Annotated in this window: 20 protein-coding genes; 9 read left to right on the top strand and 11 right to left on the bottom strand. The window is 67.7% G+C overall.

From position 1 onward, the window contains the following. Positions 1 to 56 precede the first annotated feature (56 nt). From KVP10_RS10720 to KVP10_RS10695, 6 genes are all read left to right on the top strand, one after another. Positions 57 to 1,949, top strand: a complete 1,893-nt coding sequence (locus KVP10_RS10720; RefSeq protein ID WP_217964593.1) for a ribonuclease catalytic domain-containing protein — start codon at positions 57 to 59, stop codon at positions 1,947 to 1,949. 6 nt (positions 1,950 to 1,955) lie between these two features. Then, positions 1,956 to 2,867, top strand: coding sequence for an energy transducer TonB (locus tag KVP10_RS10715; RefSeq protein ID WP_217964592.1), 912 nt, complete (start codon positions 1,956 to 1,958; stop codon positions 2,865 to 2,867). Positions 2,868 to 2,884: 17 nt separating this feature from the next. After that, complete coding sequence (aroE, locus tag KVP10_RS10710; protein ID WP_217964974.1) at positions 2,885 to 3,739, top strand: shikimate dehydrogenase; 855 nt, start codon at positions 2,885 to 2,887, stop codon at positions 3,737 to 3,739. A gap of 49 nt (positions 3,740 to 3,788) precedes the next feature. Beyond that, complete coding sequence (gene mtgA, locus KVP10_RS10705) at positions 3,789 to 4,487, top strand: monofunctional biosynthetic peptidoglycan transglycosylase (protein ID WP_246600575.1); 699 nt, start codon at positions 3,789 to 3,791, stop codon at positions 4,485 to 4,487. Positions 4,488 to 4,608: 121 nt separating this feature from the next. Continuing rightward, complete coding sequence (gene lptG / locus KVP10_RS10700) at positions 4,609 to 5,787, top strand: LPS export ABC transporter permease LptG (protein ID WP_217964590.1); 1,179 nt, start codon at positions 4,609 to 4,611, stop codon at positions 5,785 to 5,787. Positions 5,788 to 5,858: 71 nt separating this feature from the next. Next, positions 5,859 to 6,707 carry a symmetrical bis(5'-nucleosyl)-tetraphosphatase gene (locus KVP10_RS10695; RefSeq protein WP_376810985.1) on the top strand — a complete coding sequence of 283 codons (849 nt, stop codon included), beginning with the start codon at positions 5,859 to 5,861 and terminating at the stop codon, positions 6,705 to 6,707. A gap of 164 nt (positions 6,708 to 6,871) precedes the next feature. On the opposite strand, the gene KVP10_RS10690 is transcribed toward KVP10_RS10695, so the two are convergent. From KVP10_RS10690 to KVP10_RS10675, 4 genes are all read right to left on the bottom strand, one after another. Next, the gene (locus KVP10_RS10690; protein ID WP_376810981.1) at positions 6,872 to 7,633 is read right to left on the bottom strand and encodes a lysophospholipid acyltransferase family protein; all 762 of its coding nucleotides are present in this window, start codon (positions 7,631 to 7,633) and stop codon (positions 6,872 to 6,874) included. 94 nt (positions 7,634 to 7,727) lie between these two features. Next, the gene (gene ruvX / locus KVP10_RS10685; protein ID WP_217964589.1) at positions 7,728 to 8,126 is read right to left on the bottom strand and encodes a Holliday junction resolvase RuvX; all 399 of its coding nucleotides are present in this window, start codon (positions 8,124 to 8,126) and stop codon (positions 7,728 to 7,730) included. Beyond that, positions 8,119 to 8,712, bottom strand: a complete 594-nt coding sequence (locus KVP10_RS10680) for a YqgE/AlgH family protein (protein WP_217964588.1) — start codon at positions 8,710 to 8,712, stop codon at positions 8,119 to 8,121. Before KVP10_RS10680 ends, ruvX begins: the two co-directional genes overlap by 8 nt. 191 nt (positions 8,713 to 8,903) lie before the next feature. Continuing rightward, positions 8,904 to 9,068 (bottom strand): rubredoxin, encoded by a 165-nt coding sequence (locus KVP10_RS10675; RefSeq protein ID WP_102068856.1) that lies wholly within the window; start codon positions 9,066 to 9,068, stop codon positions 8,904 to 8,906. A 170-nt stretch (positions 9,069 to 9,238) separates the two neighbouring features. Between KVP10_RS10675 and thiD the strand changes: the two genes are divergently transcribed. Genes thiD through hemL form a run of 3 tightly spaced genes read left to right on the top strand, consistent with a single transcriptional unit; the run spans position 9,239 to position 12,014 of the window. Continuing rightward, entirely contained in the window at positions 9,239 to 10,039 is an 801-nt protein-coding gene (thiD, locus tag KVP10_RS10670) for a bifunctional hydroxymethylpyrimidine kinase/phosphomethylpyrimidine kinase (protein WP_343218721.1), read from the top strand. Continuing rightward, positions 10,036 to 10,689 (top strand): thiamine phosphate synthase, encoded by a 654-nt coding sequence (gene thiE / locus KVP10_RS10665; RefSeq protein ID WP_217964586.1) that lies wholly within the window; start codon positions 10,036 to 10,038, stop codon positions 10,687 to 10,689. Before thiD ends, thiE begins: the two co-directional genes overlap by 4 nt. 47 nt (positions 10,690 to 10,736) lie before the next feature. Then, positions 10,737 to 12,014 (top strand): glutamate-1-semialdehyde 2,1-aminomutase, encoded by a 1,278-nt coding sequence (hemL, locus tag KVP10_RS10660; RefSeq protein ID WP_217964585.1) that lies wholly within the window; start codon positions 10,737 to 10,739, stop codon positions 12,012 to 12,014. 407 nt (positions 12,015 to 12,421) lie between these two features. Here hemL and KVP10_RS10655 read toward each other — a convergent pair whose 3' ends face one another. The 7 genes from KVP10_RS10655 to KVP10_RS10625 all read right to left on the bottom strand — a co-directional run bounded on the left by KVP10_RS10655 (position 12,422) and on the right by KVP10_RS10625 (position 21,449). After that, entirely contained in the window at positions 12,422 to 12,856 is a 435-nt protein-coding gene (locus KVP10_RS10655) for a RidA family protein (protein ID WP_217964584.1), read from the bottom strand. A gap of 55 nt (positions 12,857 to 12,911) precedes the next feature. Then, complete coding sequence (locus KVP10_RS10650) at positions 12,912 to 14,555, bottom strand: AMP-binding protein (RefSeq protein ID WP_217964583.1); 1,644 nt, start codon at positions 14,553 to 14,555, stop codon at positions 12,912 to 12,914. Positions 14,556 to 14,666: 111 nt separating this feature from the next. Then, a complete protein-coding gene (locus KVP10_RS10645) occupies positions 14,667 to 15,851 on the bottom strand; it encodes an acyl-CoA dehydrogenase family protein (protein WP_217964582.1) in 1,185 nt (394 codons plus the stop codon). Between the two features lies 1 nt (position 15,852). Then, positions 15,853 to 16,704, bottom strand: a complete 852-nt coding sequence (locus KVP10_RS10640; protein ID WP_217964581.1) for an enoyl-CoA hydratase family protein — start codon at positions 16,702 to 16,704, stop codon at positions 15,853 to 15,855. Positions 16,705 to 16,836: 132 nt separating this feature from the next. After that, a complete protein-coding gene (locus KVP10_RS10635; protein ID WP_217964580.1) occupies positions 16,837 to 17,673 on the bottom strand; it encodes an SDR family NAD(P)-dependent oxidoreductase in 837 nt (278 codons plus the stop codon). After that, the gene (locus KVP10_RS10630; protein ID WP_217964579.1) at positions 17,670 to 20,006 is read right to left on the bottom strand and encodes a bifunctional salicylyl-CoA 5-hydroxylase/oxidoreductase; all 2,337 of its coding nucleotides are present in this window, start codon (positions 20,004 to 20,006) and stop codon (positions 17,670 to 17,672) included. Before KVP10_RS10630 ends, KVP10_RS10635 begins: the two co-directional genes overlap by 4 nt. A gap of 360 nt (positions 20,007 to 20,366) precedes the next feature. Further along, positions 20,367 to 21,449, bottom strand: a complete 1,083-nt coding sequence (locus tag KVP10_RS10625) for a M14 family metallopeptidase (RefSeq protein WP_217964578.1) — start codon at positions 21,447 to 21,449, stop codon at positions 20,367 to 20,369. Positions 21,450 to 21,600: the final 151 nt, after the last annotated feature.

Here is a 21,600-nt window from a genome sequence, read left to right as displayed (position 1 = left end):
ACATACTCCGGCATGCCCCTGCGGCATGCCATGCACAAGACTTTATTTATTTATTCATGTACGTACTCTACGAAGAAAGCGGAAATTTCAAGGCGGAAAAAATCTTCTCCCAGGGCGAATCCAGCCTGCAGGTCGAATCCGAATCCGGCAAGCGCAGCAAGATCAAGTCCGCGGCGGTGCTGTTCCAGTTCGAGCAGCCCGCGCCCGCGCAACTGCTGAGCGCCGCCCGCGAACAGGCGGCCCAGATAGAGATCGACTTTCTTTGGGAATGCGCGCCCCAGGAAGAGTTCGAGGCCGTCGAATTCGCGCAGGACTACTACGGCCGCCCGCCCGACGCAGTAGAAAAAGCCGCACTGATCTTCGCCCTGAACGATGCGCCGGCTTATTTCCACCGGCGCGGCAAGGGCCGCTACCGGCCTGCGCCTCCGGACATCCTGGCCGCGGCGCTGGCCGCCATCGAGAAAAAGCGCAAGCAGGCCGAGCTGCAGCAGGAATGGACACAGCAGATGGTGGCCGGCACCCTGCCCGGGCCGGTGGCCGAGGTGGCGCAGTCCCTGCTGGTGCGGCCCGACAAGAACTCCATGCAATGGAAGGCTTTCGAGGCCGCCGTCGAACAATCGCACACCAGTCCAGAACGGCTGCTGCTGCGCCTGGGCGCCTGGCCGAACCCGCTGGCCCTGCATCGCCAGCGCTTCCTGGCCAGCCATTTCCCCAAGGGCACAGGCTTTCCCGCCATACAGGTCCCGAGCGCCGGCGCCGAACTGCCGCTGGCCGAGGTAGAAGCCTATTCGGTCGACGACTCCAGCACCACCGAAATCGACGATGCGCTGTCGGTGCGCCAACTGGACGACGATACCGTGCAAGTGGGCATACACATCGCCGCGCCCGGCCTGGCGATCCTGCGCGGCGGCGAGCTCGACCACATTGCGCGCGAGCGCATGTCCACGGTGTATTTCCCCGGCGAGAAAATCACCATGCTGCCCGGCGAGCTGATCGCCGCGTATTCGCTGGACGCCGGCAGCCCGCGGCCGGCGCTGTCCCTGTATGTCACGGCGCGCCTGTCCGACGGCGAAGTGCTGGAACACGAGACCCGGGTCGAGCGCATCCAGGTCGCCAAAAACCTGCGCCACGACGAACTGGACGAGGCGATCACCGAAGCGGCCCTGGACGACCCGGCCGCGCCGCTGCCATATGGGCAGTGGATGCGCCCGCTGTGGCGGCTGGCCCTGGCCCTGTCGGCACGCCGCGACGAGGTGCGCGGCAAGCCCGAGAACAACAACCGCGTCGAATACAGCTTCCGCCTGGAAGGCTCGCCCACCGATCCGGACACGCCGGTGCGGCTGGTGCCGCGCCGGCGCAACGCGCCGCTGGACCGGCTGGTGGCCGAATACATGATACTGGCCAATAATCTGTGGGGCGGGCTGCTGGCGAAACACGGCGTACCGGGCATCTACCGGTCGCAACAGGCCGGGCGCGTGCGCATGTCCACCCAGGCCCTGCCGCACGAGGCGATAGGGGTGCCGCAATATGCCTGGTCCACCTCGCCGCTGCGGCGCTATGTCGACCTGGTCAACCAATGGCAGATCCTGGCCACCGCCGAACACGGCGTGTCGGCGCGCCTGGTGGCCCCGTTCAAGCCGCGCGACGCCGACCTGCTGGCCATCATCGGCGCCTTCGATTCGCAATACGCGGCCTGGGGCGATTTCCAGAACGCCATGGAACGCTACTGGTGCCTGCGCTGGCTGCAGCAGCAGGGCCTGCGCGAGGTGCAGGCAGCGGTGCTGCGCGACGATCTGGTGCGGCTCGCCTGCGCGCCTTTCGTCACGCGCGTGGGCGGCCTGCCCGAACTGGAGCGCGGCCAGGTCGTCTCGCTGGAAATCATGGGCTGCGACGAATTGGCGCTGGAACTGGACTGCCGCTATCTGGCATTAGGGTCCGCCCAGGCCTGAAACGCCATGGGTACTTCCGCGTCACCGCCGCGAACGGCCAATACCGGCGCCCCGATCGGGTTTTCGGGGTTATGGGAACGCCGCCGCTATCTCTACGCGGGCCTCGCGGTATCGCTATGCATCCACCTGGCGCTGCTCGCCCTGCGCCTGGCGGCGCCCCCCAAGCCCGCGCAGGTCAGCCGGCTGCAGGTGGCGCTGGTCAACGCGCGCAGCGATTCCGCGCCGCTGCGCCCGCGCCTGCTGGCCCAGCAGGCGCTGGACGGCGGCGGCAACGCCGATACGGGGCAGGCGGCTACGCCGCTGCCGCGCAATACCGACGAATCGGCCAACGAGATCGTGCTGCAGGCGCTGCGCAAGCGCCAGGCCGAACTCGAAGCCGAGCAGCGCGAACTCTATACACAATTGCAGGCGCGGCTCAAGACACCGCAGGCGCGCAAGGCCCCCGACCTGTTCGAGCAATCGGCCGACCCCGGCAAAGACGAGCGCTACCAGCAAAGCCTGATGCTGAACGCGCGCATCGGCGCCCTGGAAGCGCGCATCGAGCGCTACAACGCCCGGCCGCGCGAGCGTTTCACCGGCCCCTCGGCCGCCGAGGCCGACTACGCGCAGTATGTCGAGGCATGGCGCAAGAAGATCGAGCTGCTGGGCACCGAGCACTATCCGCAAGGGCCGGCCGGCGGCCTGCACGGCGATCTGCAACTGACGGTATATATTAGGAAGGACGGCAGCCTGGTCCGCATGGAGATCGACCGGCCGTCCGAACACGCCGAGCTGAACCTGGCCGCACGGCGCATCGTGCAGTTGGCCGCGCCGTTCGCGCCGCTGCCGCCCGCGGTCGCGGCGCGCACCGATGTGCTGGCCATCACCCGCACCTGGCATTTCATCAACAACAGCCTGAACACTACCCAGACACCGTGAAGCCCGCCCCCGCCGCAATGAAACGCTATGCCGTCATCGGCAACCCCGTAGGGCACAGCCGCTCGCCGTTCATACACCAGCACTTTGCCATGCAGACCGGCATCGCACTGGAATACGGACGTATACAGGCCGCCGAAGAAAACTACGCCGACACGGTACGCGGTTTCTTCGAGCAAGGCGGGCTCGGCCTGAACGTGACGGTGCCTTTCAAGGAAGCCGCCTGGCGCATGGCGGACCGCCTCAGCGCGCGCGCGCGGCTGGCCGGCGCGGTCAACACCTTGTGGATGGAGGACGGGCTGCTGCACGGCTGCAATACCGACGGCGTGGGCCTGGTGGGCGATATCGAGCGTATTGGCGTCGGGTTGCGCGAGCGCCGGGTGCTATTGCTGGGAGCCGGCGGCGCGGCCCGCGGCGTGCTGGCGCCGCTGCTGGAAACGGGTTGCGCCCGGTTGCACATAGCCAATCGCAACCCGCTGCGCGCCGGCGAACTGCGCGCCCGCATGGCCAAGGAACTGCCGCAGCACGCCGCGCGGCTGACGGCGGGCGGGCTGGACGAGTTGGACGCGCGCGATGGACAATGGGACGCGATCATCAACGCCACCTCCAGCAGCCTGGGCGGCGGCGGCCTGGCTCTGCCCGACGGGCTTTACGCCCCCGGCGCGCTTGCCTACGACATGATGTACGGCGCCCTGCCCACCGCCTTCCTGCAGCAGGCTCGCGGCCAGGGCGCGACGCTGCTGGCCGACGGACTGGGCATGCTGGTCGGCCAGGCAGCGGCCAGTTTCGTCATCTGGCACGGCGTACAGCCCGAGGTGGCCGCCACCCTGGCGGCATTGCGCCAGGAACTGCACCGCGCTGCCCCGCCGTCATGAACAGGCCCTGAGAGCCATGGGCGGCAGACGCAAACCGAAACGACGCAGCATGCCGGGATCGCTCCTGGCGATAGCCGTGTGCGTGCTGCTGCTGTACGAATTGGGCCTGTTCGCCATGATCGTCTGGTACAAATACCAGAACCCGGACAGCAGTGCGTTCATGACCGCCACCCTGGCGCAACTGCGCGCCGCCGATCCGCATGCCAGCCTGCAGCACCGCTGGGTGCCCTACGGGCAGATCAGCACCGCGCTCAAGCGCGCCGTGATCGCCTCGGAGGATTCGAATTTCACGGGCCACGACGGCGTCGAATGGGACGCCATCCGCCAGGCCTGGGCGTACAACCTCAAGCAGGAAGAAATGGGCACGCACCGGCGGCGCGGCGGCTCCACCATCACGCAGCAACTGGCCAAGAACCTGTTCCTGTCCGATTCGCGCTCGTACCTGCGCAAGGCCCAGGAGCTGGTGCTGGCCTATATGCTGGAACTCGTCATGAGCAAGCAGCGCATACTCGAGCTCTACCTGAACCTGGCGCAATGGGGCACCAACGTCTTCGGCGCCGAAGCGGCGGCCAAACACTACTATCATGTGAATGCCCGCATGCTCAACAGCTACCAGGCGGCCAGGCTGGCGGCAATGCTGCCCCGGCCGGACTATTACGACCACCATCGCGACACGGCCTACCTGAGGGGCCGCGCCCACGTCGTGGAGCGGCGCATGCGCCTGGTCGACCTGCCCGACAATTCCTGAGGCCGCCGGCGCGGGCCGGATCAATGCGTCCGGGCCGATGCCGCCGGCGGCCGGGTTTTGTTAAGCTTGCGGGTATCGCGACACCCGCCCCCATTTACGCACAGGAAACATAGCCGCCACGATGCGCACCGCCCGCCGTTACCTAGCCAGCGAAATATATCGCTCCAGCGCCGTCGTACTGATCGCCCTGGTGGGCCTGTTCACCTTTTTCGCGCTGATCGATGACCTGGACAACGTCGGCCCCAAATTCACGCTGCTCAGCCTGTTCTACCTGCAGGCCCTGGAACTGCCGACCCGGCTCTACGACCTGCTGCCCATCGGGCTGCTGATCGGCGCAGTGCTGGCGCTGGCCGGCCTGGCCCAGCGCAACGAACTGGTGATCCTGCGGGTCTCCGGGGTCAGCGGCATGAAGATGCTGTCCATGCTCTGGATCATCACCATACCCCTGGTGGTCGGCGCCTTCGTCCTGTCCGAGGTCGTCACGCCGGCGGCCGAAATCAAGTCCAGCGAGGCCAACCTGGCGCTGCTGGGCAGGGCCGAGGGCGGCCGCCTCAATAGCGGCTACTGGTTCAAGGAGCCGATGCCCGACGGCGGCACCCGCGTCATCAATATCTCGCGGCTGCTGGCCAGCGGCGGCGTGGCCGGCGTCACGCTGTACCAGTTTCGCAAGGGCCAGGAACTGAGCTCCTTCACGCAGGCCCAGGACGGCCATTTCAGCGACGGCCACCTGGTGCTGGAACACATCACCGAATCGACCATAGACCCCGCCGCGCGCAGTGCGCTGGCCGATGCGGTGCAGCCCACCACGCCGCTGGTGCATATCAAGACCCTGCCCGAGGCCTCGTTCAGGACCACGCTGACTCCCGAGCGCCTGATCGCGCGCATCCTCACGCCGGAGCGCATGTCGATCCAGGACCTCATCGACTACATCAAGTACCTGGACGCCAACAAGCTGCAGACCGACAGGCAGGTGGTGGCGCTATGGCGCAAGATCGCCTACCCATTCACCTTGCTGGTCATGATCACCATCGCCGCGCCCATAGGCTTCATGCAGACGCGCCGCGGCAGCGTGGGCAGCAAGGTATTCATCGGCATATTGCTGGGCGTGGGCTTCTTCATGCTCAACCAGCTCGCCCTGAACGTCGGCATGCTCAGCAAATGGGCGCCATGGGTCACGGCGCTGGTGCCCGACCTGGTGGTGCTGTGCATGGCCCTGGGCACCCTGATCTTCATGGAAAACCAGCACCAGGTACGCCGTTTCTCCGAGACGCGCTGGCCCTGGAGCAAGAGGCCGGCATGACGAACATGGCCCTCGGGCCGTCCGAAGCACACACCGCAATCTCCGACACCAGCGCCGCCGCGCAGCGGAACATCGGGGCGGCTGCGGGCCGCGGCGACATCTGGGTCATCGGCGACCTGCAGGGCTGCAGCGCGCCGCTGGCCCAATTGCTGGACCATCCCGAAATAGCCGGCGATGCCACGGCCCGCTACTGGTTCGCCGGCGACCTCGTCAATCGCGGGCCGGACTCGCTCGCCGCCTTGCGGCGCGTCAAGAGCCTGGGCGATCGCGCCGTGGCCGTGCTCGGCAACCACGACCTGCACCTGCTGGCCGTGGCGGCGGGCATACGCCCCGCCGGCAAGTCCGACACGCTGGACGACGTGCTGGCCGCACCCGACGCCGCGGAATTGATCGACTGGCTGCGGCATCGCCCGCTGGCGCACTACGAAGGGCATCATCTGCTGGTGCACGCCGGCGTGCTGCCCTGCTGGGACGTGCCGCAGACGCTGGCCCTGGCGGCCGAGGTCGAGCAGGCACTGCGCGGCCCCGACTGGCGGGCGCGGCTGGAAAAAATGTACGGCAACCGGCCGGTGCAATGGAAGGACGACTATCACGGCGGCAAGCGCATGCGGGTCATCATCAATGCGCTGACGCGCATGCGCATGTGCGACGCGCAAGGCCACATGGAACTGTCGCACAAGGGCCCGCCGACTTCCGAGGCGGGCCTGGTGCCCTGGTTCGATGTCCCGAACCGCGCCATCGCCGCGCAAGACACCGTGGTGTTCGGCCATTGGTCGGCGCTGGGCCTGCTGCTGCGGCCCGATGTCATCTGCCTGGACACTGGCTGCGTGTGGGGCGGCAAGCTGAGCGCGCTGCGGCTGCGCGACCGGCGCCTGGTGCAGGTGTCCTGCACGCAATACCGCAAGCCCGCCAGCGACTGATTCAAAGACAGGGCCGGGCAGTTGCTATCTTCGCCGGCAGGCCCATGCCAGGCCGCGTCCATGGCCCGCGACGCCAGGCCGCAGACGCCGCCTCATACCAATCGGCTTTCAAAGAGATAAAAATCCCGCGTGTGAATTTTTATATTTTTGGCTGCGGATGGGTATCAGGCCGCCGCCGGCTCTCGTGCCGCCACCACTGCCCCGCGGATCGCGCCATGCACGCGCGCGGCCGTGCTGGCGCGCCCGCGCGCCCGGCAGTCTTCGTTGGACAGCGGCGCGAGGAATTCCGCCTCGACCGCTATGCCCGTGGCGCCCAGCAGGCACCACAGGTTCTGGATCAGGTTCTGCTCGCCTACGAAGGCCGCGAGGTCGCTGCGCCGGCCGTGGTGCAGGAAGCGCAGCGCCACCGGCTGCACGTCCACGCCGGCCTGGATGGCCGCCTCGAACAGGCTGGAATGAAACGGCCCCACATCGAAGCCCGGCGAGGTCGTGCCTTCGGGAAACAGGCCCACCACTTCGCCGCGGCGGAAGCGCTCGGCCATCTGCAGGCCCACGGCCCGGATGGCCTGGCGCTGGCCGCGCTCTATGAATACCGTGCCCGCCCCGGCCACCAGCCAGCCCAGCACCGGCCAGCGGCGGATGTCGCTCTTGGCGACGAAGGCTGTACAGCGCACGCTGTTGAGCACGAAGATATCGACCCACGAGACATGGTTGGCCACCCACAGCACCGGCGCGCCGCGCACCGGTTGCCCGCAGATCCGTACACCCACGCCGCACAGGCGCATCAGGATGCGCGACCAGCGGCTGTTGACCGCCCCGCGGGCGCTCAGCGACAGCCAGGGAAACACGCAAACCACGGTAAGCAGGCCCAGCACGATCCAGATGGCGACACAGGGCGCGCGCAGCGCGAACAACAGGATTCTCAAGCAGCCTCTCGCGAAAAGTCGAAAACAATGTCGCGCAATGATATTCGATAAAAGCGCCCGGCCGCCTGGCGCAGCCGCCGCGGACGGACCGCGCTCAAGCGCCCAGCGCGTCGAGATAGCGCTGCAGGATGACGGCGGCCGCCACCGCGTCGTCGGGCTCGTTGGTGCCGAGTATGGCCTGCGCCTCGACGCTGGAACCGCGTTCGTCGACCAATTCCACCTTCAAGCCGTAGCGCCCGTGCAATTGGTTGGCGAAGCGGCGGCAGCGCATGGTCGCGTACTGATCGCCGCCTTCTGGGGTGAGCGGCAGGCCGACGACCACCCGGTCGGGCCGCCATTCCTGCAACAGGCGGCCGATCGCGGCGAAGCGCTGCTCGCGCGTGACCGGCGCGAGGATTTCCAGCGGCCGGGCCTGGCGGGTCAGGGTGTTGCCGATCGCGACGCCGATCTTGCGGGTACCGTAGTCGAAGGCCAGCAGGGTTTCGTCAATCATGGCCGGCGCCGCCGGCCAGCATGATCGGGTCTATGCCCAGCAAGCGCATGGCGGCCTCGTAGCGGTTTTCAGGCGCCGTGTCGAACAGGATGCTTTCGACGGCCTGCACGTTCAGCCAGGCATTCTGCGCCATTTCGCTTTCGAGCTGGCCGGCCCCCCAGCCGGCATATCCCAAGGTGACCAGCAAGTGCGCGGGCCCGTGCCCCTGCGCGACATCCTGCAGCACGTCGCGCGAGGTGGTCAGGGCCATTTCGCCCAGCCGGATGCTGGAACCGTAGTCGCCGGCCGGCGCGTGCAGCACGAAACCGCGATCGGTCTGCACCGGGCCGCCGAAAAAGACCGGCGCGTCCTTGACCGGCCCGATCTCGAGCGAAAGATCGAGATCGATGCGCTCGAGCAGATTGCCGACGGTGAGATCGGTCGGCCGGTTGATCACCAGGCCGAGGGCCCCGTGCTCGGTGTGCTCGCAGACATAGATGACGGTATCGGCGAGATTGCCATGAACCATTCCCGGCATGGCGACCAGGAATTGGCGCGACAGGTCGACGCTGTTGCCGCTGTGGGACTGCGTGGCGGAGGTTTCCATGGTCCTTGCTCCTGGTTTTTGCCTGCTTTACCTTTTTACCCGCACTTTCAGCCGGTTTCCAGTTTTCGAACCACGCCCGTGGAGGCTCGCCCAGGGCGGCACGCGACACGAGGACAAGCCGCAGGACTGCGAACGGGGCAGATTGCGGCCCGACACAGCGGAACGGCCGCCGCGCCGGGCGCCTGCCGGGATCAGACTTCGATCAGTTCGAAATCCTCTTTGCGCGCGCCGCATTCCGGGCAGACCCAGTTCGGCGGCACGTCTTCCCAGCGCGTGCCCGGGGCTATGCCCTCTTCGGGCAGGCCGGCCTCTTCATCATAGATCCAGCCGCAAATCAAACACATCCAAGTTCGCATATTATGTTACCCACAGAAGACCGAAGGCCCGGGCGCAATGGCGCCCGGCAAACCCGGTCCGTTAGATTAGAATGGGGTCGGCGGGCCATTCGACAAGACGTCCGGTCCGCAACCGCAATTTCTGCGATCATAACCAAAGATTTCCGCCCATTTCCGCAATCCGTCGCTCCGTGCCAGAAACCAATCCCCCGTTAGTCCTTATTTTCGGTCCTTTCGACCCCAGCGGGGCAGGTAGCCTGCCTGCCGATGCGGTTACTTGCGCCGCCCTGGGCTGCCACGCGCTGAGCACTGTAACGGCCCTGCACGTGCAGGACACGGCCAGCGTCGAAGACATCCAGCCCGTCGCGCCCGAAACCATCGACGACCAGGCCCGCTGCCTGCTCGAGGACATGGCGGTGCAGGCCATCAAGATCGGCCCGCTGTACACCGCCGAATCGGCCAGCGTGGTGGCGCAGATCGCCGCCGACTACAGCAAAGTCCCCCTGGTTCTGCACCTGGGCGCGATGCCCGGCGCCGCGGTGCTCGAAGACAGCGACCCCGAAGAAGCCCTGGGCGCGACCTTCGAACTGCTGCTGCCCCAGACCGACATTGCCATCGTCGAGCACCAGTTGCTGCTGCAATGGCAGGCCGAAGGCTTGCTGCCCGAAGTCGAAGGCGGTTCGGCGGCCCACGCGCTGCTGCAATACGGGGCCCGCTGGGTGCTGACCACGGCCACCCCCATGCGCCCCGGGCTGTCTTCATACCTGCTGCAGGGCCAGCGCAACGAAACCCATAGCTGGCCCTGGGCCGCGCCCGCCGCCCGCGTGCACGACGCCGGCGGGCCCCTGGCCTGTGCCATCGCCGGCCAACTGGCCCGCGGCCGCGGCGTCGCCGAGGCCGTTCCCGCCGCGATCGAACAGGCGGCCGCGCTGTCGGCGGCCTCGTTCCAGCCCGGCATGGGGCAGCGATTGATCCGCCGGAGCCTCGCATGACGGCCGGGCTGCGCTTTCCCCGCGGCCTGTATGGCATAACTCCCGAATGGGACGACACCCCGCGCCTGCTCGACGCGGTGCGGGCCGCCGGCGACGGCGGCATGCGCGCGCTGCAGTGGCGCCGCAAGACCGGCAGTGCGCCCGACAGGCTGGCGCAGGCCCGGGCCTTGCGCACCCTGTGCACGGAACTGGGCATCGTATTCATCGTCAACGACGACTGGCGCGTGGCCGCCGAGGTCGGCGCCGACGGCGCACACCTGGGGCGCGAGGACGGCAACGTCCGCGAGGCCCGCCTGGCGCTCGGCCCGCAGGCCATCATAGGCTGCTCCTGCTATAACGAGCCCGCCCTGGCCAGCCAGGCGCTGGAAGCCGGCGCCGACTATATCGCCTTCGGCGCCGTCTATCCGTCCACGGTCAAGCCGCAGGCGGTGCGCGCCACCCTGGATCACATCCGCCGCGGCCGCGAACTGGCCGAAGCCGCCGGCGCCGCGACCCGGCCCGCCGTGGTGGCCATAGGCGGCCTGGACCCGTCCAACGCCGCGCCGGTCATCGCCGCCGGCGCCGACAGCATCGCCCTGATCAGCGGCCTGTTCGCCGCCGCCGACATCCGCGACGCCGCGGCCCGCTGCCGCGCGCTGTTCGACGCCTAGGGCGGCCTCTCCATCCAGAATCCCACATCGCTACACAGAGCCACATCATGTCCCGTAATCCCGAACTGTTCGAACGTGCCTGCCAGACCATTCCGGGCGGCGTCAATTCCCCGGTACGCGCCTTCCGCTCAGTGGGCGGGGCGCCGCGCTTCATCAAGCGCGCCCAGGGCCCCTACATGTGGGACGCCGACGACGTCCGCTACATCGACTACATCGGCTCGTGGGGCCCGGCGATCCTCGGCCATGCGCATCCGGAAGTCGTGCGCGCAGTGCAGGAAGCCGCCGTCGGCGGCCTGTCCTTCGGCACGCCCACCGAATCCGAAATCGAAATCGCCGAGGCCATCGCCGCCCGCCTCCCGTCCATAGACAAGCTGCGCCTGGTGAGCTCCGGCACCGAAGCCACCATGACCGCCATCCGCCTGGCGCGCGGCGTGACGGGGCGGTCCAAGATCGTCAAGTTCGAAGGCTGCTACCACGGCCACGCCGACAGCCTGCTGGTCAAGGCCGGCTCGGGCCTTCTGACCTTCGGCACGCCCACCTCGGCCGGCGTGCCGCCGGAATTCGTCCAGCACACGCTGGTGCTGGAATACAACAAGCTCGACGCCGTGCGCGCCGCCTTCGAGAAAGAAGGCAAGGACATCGCCTGCATCATCGTCGAGCCCGTGGCGGGCAATATGAACCTGATCAAGCCCGCCCCCGGCTTTCTCCAGGGCCTGCGCGAACTCTGCACGCAGTACGGCGCGCTGCTGATCTTCGACGAAGTGATGACCGGCTTTCGCGTCGGCCCGCAAGGCGTGCAAGGCCTGACCGGCATCCGGCCCGACCTGACCACGCTGGCCAAGGTGATAGGCGGCGGCATGCCCGTGGGCGCCTTCGGCGGGCGCGCCGACATCATGGAACACATCGCCCCGCTGGGCGGCGTCTACCAGGCGGGCACGCTCTCGGGCAACCCCGTGGCCGTGGCAGCCGGCCTGGCGACGCTGCGCCTGCTGTCGGCCCCGGGCTTCTACGAGCACCTGTCGGCGCAAACGGCCAAGCTGGCGCAGGGCCTGACCGAACGCGCCCGCGCCGCCGGCATAGCCTTCAGCGCCGACCACATCGGCGGCATGTTCGGCATCTACTTCAGCGAGCAAGTCCCCACCAGCCTCGCGGAAGTCTCGGCCTGCAACGTGGAACGCTTCAAGAAATTCTTCCACGCCATGCTGATCAAAGGCGTGCACTTCGCGCCCTCCGCCTTCGAGGCGGGCTTCGTCTCGGCGACGCACGACGACGCCGTCATCCAGGCCACGCTGGACGCGGCCGAGCAGGCTTTCGCCAAGCTGTAGAAACGTGGGGCCCGGGGCCCGGTCCCCACACCCGCAACACCACGGACGGCGGCCCAAAACCGCCTTCGACTACGACCAGGGCTTTGGCCTGCGCACGCCACACCCCACTCACCGGCCGGAAAACAAGCAGCCATCACAAACAGCCGCTATAAACACCTTGCCCGGTCCGCCGACGGCGCGGCTGAAGCAGTTATTACAAGTCACGACGAGAGCAGTTATCGCATGCCGCGGCGTGAACAGTTATCACATGCCGCGTCGTGAGCAGTCATCGCATGCCGCATCGTGAGCCGGGGACCCCGGAGGAGACCGAAGCGCAGGCGAGTCTGCCGAGCATCGGAACTCCGCAGGGCAGCCCCGGCGGCTAAAGAACTCAATGCTAAAGAACTCAATGCTAAAGAACCCAATGTTCAAGAGCCCACTGCTTGAGAACCCGCGTCCCCCGGCGGCACCACCGCCGTAACCTCGATCTCCACCCGCGCGCGGTCCTCGACCAGTTCCGCGACCTCCACCGCCGTCATGGCCGGATAATGGCGGCCGATCACGTCCCGGTAATGGCGTCCCACCTCGCGCAGGGCGTCGACATATTCTTTCTTATCGCACACATACCAGGTCATCCGGGTGATGTGTTCCGGCTTGGCGCCCCCCTGCTCCAGCACCGCCACGATATTGCGCAGCGCCTGCCCGGCCTGCTCGGCGAAGTCGTCGGTCTCGAACCGCTGCTGGCCGTTCCAGCCGATCTGGCCGCCCACGAACAACAGGCGGCTGCCGGCCGCGAACTCCGTCATGACACCATTGGCATAGCCGCGCGGCGCCATCCAGCCGGGGGGTTGCAATATCTTCATTCCTTATTCCTCATGAAACTGTTGGATGCGTATCGACTATCGGATGCGTATTCGTTCAGGCGTTCTTGCGCAGCACGAAACGCTGCAGCTTGCCGGTTTCGGTACGCGGCAGGGTGTCCACGAACTCGATGCGGCGCGGATACTTGTAGGGCGCGATCACGGACTTGACGTGCTCCTGCAGCGTCTTGACCATGGCCTCGCCCGCGGCATGGCCAGGCTTGAGCACCACGTAGGCGGCCACGATATTGCCGCGCTCGGCGTCGGCTACCCCCACCACCCCACACTCGGCCACCGCCTCGTGGCGCAGCAGCGCGTCTTCCACTTCCGGGCCGGCGATGTTGTAGCCGGCGGAAATGATCATGTCGTCGTTGCGCGCCTGGTAATAGAAATAGCCGTCATCGTCCATCGTGAAGGTGTCGCCCGGCAGGTTCCAGCCGTTTTGCACGAACACCCGCTGGCGCTCGTCGTCCAGGTAGCGGCAGCCCGTCGGCCCCCTGACCGCCAGGCGGCCCACCGTGCCGCTGGGCACGGGCTTGAAATCCGCGTCCACGATCTGCGCCACATAGCCCGGCACCACCTTGCCGATCGCGCCGTGGCGCACCTCGTCGCCGGCGCTGGACACATAGACGTGGATCATCTCCGTGCCGCCGATGCCGTCTATCATTTCCAGCCCCGTCGCATCCTTCCAGAGACGGCGCGTGGCTTCGGGCAGGGCCTCGCCCGCCGATACCGTCTTCTTCAAGGTCGACAGATCGTACTTGGGCGCCAGCCCCGCCATCTGCCGGTAGAACGTCGGCGCCGTGAAGCTCATGGTCACGCCGAATTCCTGCACCGTGGCCAGCAGTTCGTCCGGCGTGAGGCGTTCGGTCAGCACCACCGAGCCGCCTTCGCGCAAGGGGAAGCACAGCAGCCCGCCCAGCCCGAAAGTGAACGCCAGCGGCGGCGTACCGCACACCACATCGTCGGCGCAGGTGCGCAGCACATGCCTGGAAAAGGTGTCGCACATCGCCAGCACATCGCGATGAAAATGCATGCAGCCCTTGGGCTTGCCGGTGGTGCCGCTGGTGAAAGCGACCAGGCATACGTCGTCGATAGCCGTATCGCAGGCCTGGAAATGGGCCGGCTTGGCCGCGGCCAGGGTGTCCAGGCTTTCCTCGCCGTTCTCGTTAAAGTAGCGCAGTTGCTTCAGCTCGGGGCAGAAGTCGGGATGATGCGCGTCCAGGCAGCGCTCGACTTCGTCGGCCAGCCGCGCGTCGCACAGCACCGCCTGTATCTTTGCCTTCTGGATGATGGGCTTGAGCTCCGACGAACGCAGCAAGGGCATGGTCGGGACCGTCACCAGCCCCGCCTTGACCGCGCCCAGCCAGGAGGCCGCCATCATCACATTGTTCGGCCCGCGCAGCAGCACGCGGTTGCCCGGCACCAGCCCCATGTCCTCGACCAGCACGTGCGCGACGCGGTTGGTCAGCTCCATCAACTGCAGGTAGCTCATGCTGCGCTTCTTGCCGCCTTCGCGCCAATGCAGCGCCGCGCGCTCGCCCTGGCCGCGCGCGACGATGGCGTCGACCAGTTCCACCGCGCAGTTCAGCCGCGCCGGATACGCCACGTCGGGATTGCCCTCCAGCAGCAGCTCGGGCCATTCTTCCAGCGGCGGCAGATGATCGCGGGCAAACGTGTCTTTGTGGGCCGATACTTCCATGTTCATCTCCTTTCCAGTCCTGCCGCCCTGCGCCCGCGGACTCGGTCCGGCGCGCGGCCGGCCTTCCCTGCGGCAAGAGCGGCAACTCTTCCTTTTTCCGCCCGACCGGCTTCAGCCGGCGGCGGCCTCTTTAAGCAATTCGCGCGCGATGATCAGTTTCTGTACCTCGGTGGCGCCTTCGTAGATCCGCAGCGCGCGGATCTCGCGGTAGAGTTTTTCCACCGGCGCGCCGCTGACCACGCCGGCGCCGCCGTACATCTGCAAAGCGCGGTCTATGACGCGCTGGGCCGATTCGGTGGCCGCCATCTTGGCCATCGCCGCCTCGCGCGTGGTGCGCACCCCTTTGACGTCGCGCAGCCATGCCGCGCGATAAGTCAGCAGCGCCGCGGCGTCGATCTCGGTGGCCATCTCGCCCAGCGCGGCCTGGGTCAGTTGCAGGTCGCCCAGGGTCTGGCCGAACATGCGGCGCGAGCGCGCCCGCGCCAGCCCTTCCTGCAGGGCGCGCCGGGCGAAGCCCAAGGCGGCGGCCGCGACCGAGGCGCGGAAGATATCCAGCGTCATCATGGCGATCTTGAAACCCTGGCCCGCCTCGCCCAGCCGATGCGTCAGCGGCACCCGGCAGTTGTCGAAGCGCAGCGTGGCCAGCGGGTGCGGCGCAATGACATCGATGCGCTCTGAAATGGACAGGCCCGGCGTGTCGGCATCGACCACGAAGGCGCTGATGCCGCGCGCGCCGGGCGCTTCGCCGGTGCGCGCGAACACGCAATAGAAATCGGCGATGCCGCCATTCGATATCCAGGTCTTGCTGCCGTCCAGCACATAGCTGTCGCCTTCCAGGCGGGCGGCGCAGCTCATGGCCGCCACGTCCGAACCCGCCTCGGGCTCGGACAATGCGAAGGCCGCGATCGCCTCGCCGCTGGCAACCTTGGGCAGGTAGGCCAGGCGCAGCGCGTCGCTGCCGGCTATCGAAATGGCGCCGCTGCCCAGGCCCTGCATGGCAAAGGCGAAGTCGGCCAGCCCATCGTGGCTGGCCAGGGTCTCGCGCACGATGCACAGGGCGCGCGAATCGATCGCCGGCCAGCGGCCGCCCCAACTGCCTTGCGGGCCCATGGGCACGGCCACCCTCAGCCAGCCGGCTGCGCCCAGTCGCGCCACCAGGTCGCGGCAGGCCGCATCGGTGTCGCGATGGTCGACCGCGGCCAGGGTGCTGGCGCACCAGGCACGCAGGCCATGCGCCAGCTCGTGGTGGCGTTCGTCGAAGAACGGCCATTGCAGCCAGTTGTCGTCGCTAGTCATCTCAGTCGCCCTGGAACACGGGCTTCTGCTTGGCCACGAACGCCTCGTAGGCCCTGCGGAAGTCCTTGGTCTGCATGCAGATGGCCTGCGCCTCGGCTTCGGCCTCGATGGCCTGCTCGACGCTCATGGACCATTCCTGCAGCAGCAGTTTCTTGGTCACACCGTGCGCGAAAGTGGGGCCGTCGGCCAGGCGCCGCGCCAGCTCTTGCGCCGCCCGCAGCACCTCGCCGCTTTCGTGCAGGCCGTTGAAGAAGCCCCAGGCCAGGCCCTCGTCGGCGCTCATGGCGCGGCCGGTGTACAGCAGTTCGGAAGCGCGGCCCTGCCCTATCATGCGCGGCAGCAGCGTGCAGGCGCCCATGTCGGCGCCGGCCAGGCCCACGCGCGTGAACAGGAAGGCCGTGCGCGCCTGGGGCGTGCCCAGGCGCATGTCCGAGGCCAGCGCCACCATGGCGCCGGCGCCGGCGCAGATGCCGTCGACGGCGGCCACGATGGGCTGCGGGCACAGGCGCATGGCCTTGACCAGGTCGCCCGTCATGCGGGTGAACTCGAGCAATTCGGGCATGCTCATGCGGGTCAGCGGCCCGATGATTTCGTGCACGTCACCGCCCGAGCAGAAATTGCCGCCCGCCCCCACGACCACGACCGCCTTGATGTCCGTGGCGTAGACCAGCCCGCGAAACAGGTCGCGCAGTTCCGCGTACGAATCGAAGGTGAGCGGATTCTTGCGTTCGGGACGGTTCAGGGTGATGGTGGCCACCTTGGCGTCGTCCGAGACTTCCCAGAGGAAATTCCTGGCTTCGTAGCCGGCATACGGGCGCTTGTGATGCGCCATGGTGTGTACGACTTGTTCCATGCAAAGACTCCTGTTCGTCATGGGCCGGGTCGCGAGGAGCCCGGCGCCGATAATCCTGCTGCCGCATATCGCGCGGCGCCGTTTCCGGCTGCCGCTTCGAGGCCACGTCGGCCCCGCCCCGGCCGGCCGCCGCTAGCCGACCATCACTTCTCCCCCGTCGACGGGTATGGACTGCCCGTTGATCGCGCCGGCCTGCGGCAGGCACAGCCACTGCACGGCGCTGGCGACCTCTGCGGGCTGCACCAGCCGCCCCTGCGGATTGCGCTCGGCCAGCTTGGCGCGCGCCTGTTCCGGACTCATGCCGGTCTTGCCGCTGATATTGGCGACCGCCTCGCGCACGATGTCGGTCTCGGTGTAGCCGGGGCAAACCGCGTTCACGGTCACGCCCTTGCCCGCGGCTTCCAGGGCGACCGAGCGGGTCAGGCCCACCACCGCGTGCTTGGCCGCGCAATAAGCGCTGACATAGGCGTAGCCGACCAGCCCCGCCGTGCTGGCGACATTGACGATGCGCCCCCATTGGCGCTGCAGCATGCCGGGCAGCGCCGCCTGCATGCAATGGAAGGTGCCGGTGAGATTCACCGCCAGCATCTGCTGCCACTGTTCTTCGGTCAGGCGGTCGAAACGCTGGCTGACCGCCTGGCCGGCGTTGTTGACCAGGATGTCCACGGCACCGAAACGCTGCACTGCCGAGGCGAAGGCGGCATCCACAGCCGGGCGCTGCGCCACGTCGCCGCTGGCGGTGTGCACCTCGCCGTGTCCGGCCAGCGCCGCCGCGGCCTGCTGCAGGGCTTGCGGGTTGCGCCCCAGCAGGGTCACCCGCGCGCCTTGCGCCAACAGCGCGCGCGCCACTTCGAACCCTATGCCGCGCGAAGCGCCGGTGACCAGGGCATGCCGCCCCTGCAACGCCGCGCCGGCAGGCCCTGCGTCTCGGTGAGCTGCGGCGCCCGTGGAGCCGGCAGCCGCGCTCATTTGCCCACCTGCTGCGCGTAGGCCGCGGCCCGCTCGAAATTGGTCTCGAGCTGGCGCTTGGCGGGGAAGTACTGCTTGGGCCACGCCACGTCGGTATAGCCGATGCGCGCCGATTCGCGCAGCGTCCAGGCCGCGTCGGCCAGGTGCGGACGCGCCAGCGCGCACAAGTCGGCGCGGCCCGAGGCAATGATGCTGTTGACGTGGTCGGCCTCGAAGATGGCGCCCACGGCGATCGTGGCCACGCCGGCTTCGTTGCGCACGCGGTCGGCAAAAGGCGTCTGGAACATGCGGCCGTAGACCGGCTTCTCGGCCTTGCTGACCTGGCCTGACGAGCAGTCGACCATGTCGGCGCCGGCCTGCTTGAAATGCCGGGCGATCTCGATGGCGTCGTCGGCGGTGATACCGCCCTCGACCCAGTCGTGCGCCGAGATGCGCACCGACATCGGCAAGTTCTCGGGCCAGGCCTCGCGCACCGCGTGGAAGACCTCGAGCGGATAGCGCAGGCGGTTCTCGAGCGTACCGCCGTATTCGTCGGTGCGCTGGTTGGTAAGAGGCGAGATGAAGCTGGACAGCAGGTAGCCGTGGGCGCAGTGCAGCTCGAGCCAGTCGAAGCCGGCCTCGCGGGCGCGCCGCGCCGCGGCCACGAACTGCTCGCGCACCTCGTCCATCTGGGCGCGCGTCATTTCCTGCGGCACCTGCGACACGCCCTCGATGTACGGGATGGGCGAGGCCGACACCAGCGGCCAATTGCCCGAGGGCAACGGCAGGTCGGTACCTTCCCAGCTCACGCGCGTCGAACCCTTGCGCCCGGCGTGGCCCAACTGCATGCCGATGCGGGCGCTGCTGTTGCCGTGCACGAAATCGACGATGCGTTTGAAGGCATGCATCTGCGTGTCGTTCCACATGCCGGGGCAGCCCGGGGTGATGCGCGCCTCGGGCGAAACGCAGGTCATCTCGACCATGACCAGGCCGGCGCCGCCCATGGCGCGCGCGCCCAGGTGCACCAGGTGGAAGTCGCCCGGCACGCCGTCCACGCTGGAATACATGGCCATGGGCGAGACCATCACGCGGTTTTTCAGGGTGACGCCGCGCACGGTGTAGGGCAAGTGCATGGGCGGCACCGCCTGGCCCTGCGCGCCGGCGCCGGCCTTGCCGGCCATCCAGCGTTCATAGCCTTCCAGCCAGCCCGCATCGCGCAAGCGCAGGTTTTCGTGGGAAATGCGCTGCGAGCGGGTCAGCAGCGAATAGGCGAATTGCTCGGGTTCGAAGGCGGCGTAGCGCTCGACATTCTCGAACCACTCGGTGGAGTTGCGCGCCGCGTTCTGGATCTTCAGCACCTCGACGCTGCGCACCTCTTCGTAGTGATGCAGGGCGGCGCCCAGGTCGCCCGGATGTGCACGGATGGAGCGATCCAGTTCGATGGCATCCTCGAGCGCCAGCTTGGTGCCCGAGCCGATGGAGAAATGCGCGGTGTGCGCCGCATCGCCCATCAGGACGATGGGCACCGAGCGGCCGCCGGGCAGCGCCTGGCGGCGCACCCAGGTATTGCAGATGACGCGAGGGAAGCGGATCCAGATGGCCGAGCCGCGCAAATGCGTGGCGTTGGAGACCAGCCGGTTGCCGTCCAGCCAGGGGGCGAACAGCTGCTCGCAATAGGCGATGCCGTCTTCCTGGCTCATGGCGTCCAGCCCCGCGGCCTTCCAGGTGGAGTCCAGGGTTTCGACGATGAAAGTCGACATGCCTGGCTCGAACTGGTAGGCATGGGCCTGGAACCAGCCGTGCTCGGTCTGCACGAAGGCGAAGGTAAAAGCGTCGAAAGTCTTGCGGGTACCCAGCCAGACGAAGCGGCACTGGCGCGTGTCGATGTCCGGCTGGAAGGTGTCGGCATAGCGCGTGCGCACGCGGCTGTTCAGGCCGTCGGAGGCGATCACCAGGTCTGCCTGGTATTGCTCGGCCAGCGCCTGGTCGTCGGTGACGTCGGTTTCGAACACCAGCTTCACGCCCAGTTGTTCGCAGCGGGCCTGCAGGATGTTGAGCAGCTTCTTGCGGCCGATGCCGATGAAACCATGCCCGCTGCTGCGCACGCTGCGGCCCCGGTAGTGGATTTCGATGTCGTCCCAGTGGTTGAAGGCGGCGCTGATTTCCTCGGCCGACACGGGGTCGGCCTGGCGCAGATTGTCCAGGGTGGCGTCGGAGAACACCACGCCCCAGCCGAAGGTGTCGTAGGGACGGTTGCGCTCGACCACGGTGACTTCGCGGCTGGGGTCGGCCAGCTTCATGAGCAGGCCGAAATACAGGCCCGCGGGGCCTCCACCTATACATAAGACGTTCATGCTTGTTTCTCTCCGGGCGCGGAGCCGGGACGCGAGGGCCCGGCAGAAGGCGGACGCCATGCCGGGCCATCCGTCCAAATATTTTAGGTTTAAACTATATAGCCAAAAAAAGGCGCCCGCAAGTGGTATTTGCGATCGGAGTTGGAAGTCGTCGGCCGGGCCGTGCCGGGCCTTGCGGGAACCGCTGGCCCGAGGGCGGCGGCCAGCGGCCGGCACAGCAGAACAGTCAGCAGGAGACCTCGCCCGGCCGCCTTCCCGCTCGGCCATGCAGCGGCAGCCGCCCTGCCGGCATCCCCTTGCCTCGCGACGCCCCCAAGCCATCGGACGGGCGCCCGGACCAGGCGGCCCGCAGGCTCCGACTCAGTCCGTCAGTCCGTTCAGGGTCTGCAGCAAGGTGGCGCGCGACTGGCCGATGACGGCGCCGCGCCAGTCGTCGTGGTCGGGGTAGAAAGTGGCGCGGTGCACCGCCTTCAGTTGGCGGCGCAGTTCCGGGTCGGCCTGCGGATGGCTTTCGAGCCAGCGGTCGCCGCGCAGCGCCATGAGTACCTCCGCCAAGGGCCGGGTGCCGTATTCCAGGGCCAGGAAAGTGCGCTGCGGCACGTCCGTGCATTCTTCCAGCATCGCCTGTACCAGCGTACCGGCGATATCCACTGTGCTGGACTCGGCGCCGAAGATGGGCACGAGGTCCAGCCCCCACCAGCGCAGCGCCCGTTCGTAGTCCGCCCCGGGCGGCTGCACGAAGATTTTCTCGGCGTGGCCGTAGGGCCCGAGGCCGGTGTGGTAGTCGATCCAGGCCATGCGCTCGCGGCCGCGGCCGTATTCGCGGCAGATCTGGCGCAGCACGCGATTACTCCAGGCCGGCGCGACGCCTCCGTAGAACAGGCCGTCGGCATGCGTATGCTGGCCCTTCATCACGGCCTCGCCGTAGGCGCGCTCGCCGCGCGTGCGTATGAAGTCCTGGATGGCCGCCTCGTTGTCGGGGCCGGGAGGCCACGCCTCGGTCAGCAGCACCGGATGCAGGTCGGCGTAATGCGCGTTCGCCGGCAGCGGCCGCGCGTAATCGCAGAAATTGCGGTTCAGGTCGATATTGTCTTCGTTGGTACGGTGGCCGTACGAAAACCCATAGGGGTTCAAGGCATGCACCAGCAATATGCCTATGCCCGCGTCGCCGGCCTTGCGCATCAGCGCCTCGTCGTGCAGCAGCGCGATCTGGCAGCCCGAGCCGCAATAGCCCTCGGCCCCGTGCGTGCCGGAGCTAAGCATCAGCAGCGCGCGGGCATCCTCGGGCCCGACGTAGGCCGCGTCGATGGCCAGCTCTTCGCCGTCCACCCCCGGGCCCACGGGGTTGACGAAGCTGCGCACCGCGTGGCCGCCGGTGCGCGCAGCGGCCAGGAAGGACTGCCGCGCGTCGGCGTAGGTAGCGGAAAAGAATTTCTCGAACATGACTGGGGTATCCCGTGGAGTTTGTTGGCGGGCAGACCGCCCGGCGGCCGCAGGCGGGCGGGCCGTCGTCCGGCCCTTGTGGTTTAGGATTAAAAAGTGTTTGCCTTTACAATTCAAGCTGTTTCCATAATGCCATGGAAGGCGCGGCAGG

Source organism: Candidimonas humi (genome assembly GCF_019166065.1).
Taxonomy (GTDB): Bacteria; Pseudomonadota; Gammaproteobacteria; order Burkholderiales; family Burkholderiaceae_B; genus Candidimonas; species Candidimonas humi.
This window is presented reverse-complemented; position numbering and strand designations above follow the sequence as displayed.

Excerpts from the sequence above, each read along its gene's own strand:
- KVP10_RS10715 (WP_217964592.1), top strand. The coding sequence starts at position 1,956 with ATGGGTACTTCCGCGTCACCGCCGCGAACGGCCAATACCGGCGCCCCG.
- KVP10_RS10675 (WP_102068856.1), bottom strand. The coding sequence starts at position 9,068 with ATGCGAACTTGGATGTGTTTGATTTGCGGCTGGATCTATGATGAAGAG.
- KVP10_RS10655 (WP_217964584.1), bottom strand. The coding sequence starts at position 12,856 with ATGAAGATATTGCAACCCCCCGGCTGGATGGCGCCGCGCGGCTATGCC.
- aroE (WP_217964974.1), top strand. The coding sequence starts at position 2,885 with ATGAAACGCTATGCCGTCATCGGCAACCCCGTAGGGCACAGCCGCTCG.
- KVP10_RS10680 (WP_217964588.1), bottom strand. The coding sequence starts at position 8,712 with ATGGAAACCTCCGCCACGCAGTCCCACAGCGGCAACAGCGTCGACCTG.
- KVP10_RS10630 (WP_217964579.1), bottom strand. The coding sequence starts at position 20,006 with ATGAACGTCTTATGTATAGGTGGAGGCCCCGCGGGCCTGTATTTCGGC.
- KVP10_RS10625 (WP_217964578.1), bottom strand. The coding sequence starts at position 21,449 with ATGTTCGAGAAATTCTTTTCCGCTACCTACGCCGACGCGCGGCAGTCC.
- mtgA (WP_246600575.1), top strand. The coding sequence starts at position 3,789 with ATGCCGGGATCGCTCCTGGCGATAGCCGTGTGCGTGCTGCTGCTGTAC.
- lptG (WP_217964590.1), top strand. The coding sequence starts at position 4,609 with ATGCGCACCGCCCGCCGTTACCTAGCCAGCGAAATATATCGCTCCAGC.
- thiE (WP_217964586.1), top strand. The coding sequence starts at position 10,036 with ATGACGGCCGGGCTGCGCTTTCCCCGCGGCCTGTATGGCATAACTCCC.
- KVP10_RS10640 (WP_217964581.1), bottom strand. The coding sequence starts at position 16,704 with ATGGAACAAGTCGTACACACCATGGCGCATCACAAGCGCCCGTATGCC.
- KVP10_RS10645 (WP_217964582.1), bottom strand. The coding sequence starts at position 15,851 with ATGACTAGCGACGACAACTGGCTGCAATGGCCGTTCTTCGACGAACGC.
- KVP10_RS10650 (WP_217964583.1), bottom strand. The coding sequence starts at position 14,555 with ATGGAAGTATCGGCCCACAAAGACACGTTTGCCCGCGATCATCTGCCG.
- hemL (WP_217964585.1), top strand. The coding sequence starts at position 10,737 with ATGTCCCGTAATCCCGAACTGTTCGAACGTGCCTGCCAGACCATTCCG.
- ruvX (WP_217964589.1), bottom strand. The coding sequence starts at position 8,126 with ATGATTGACGAAACCCTGCTGGCCTTCGACTACGGTACCCGCAAGATC.
- KVP10_RS10635 (WP_217964580.1), bottom strand. The coding sequence starts at position 17,673 with ATGAGCGCGGCTGCCGGCTCCACGGGCGCCGCAGCTCACCGAGACGCA.
- KVP10_RS10720 (WP_217964593.1), top strand. The coding sequence starts at position 57 with ATGTACGTACTCTACGAAGAAAGCGGAAATTTCAAGGCGGAAAAAATC.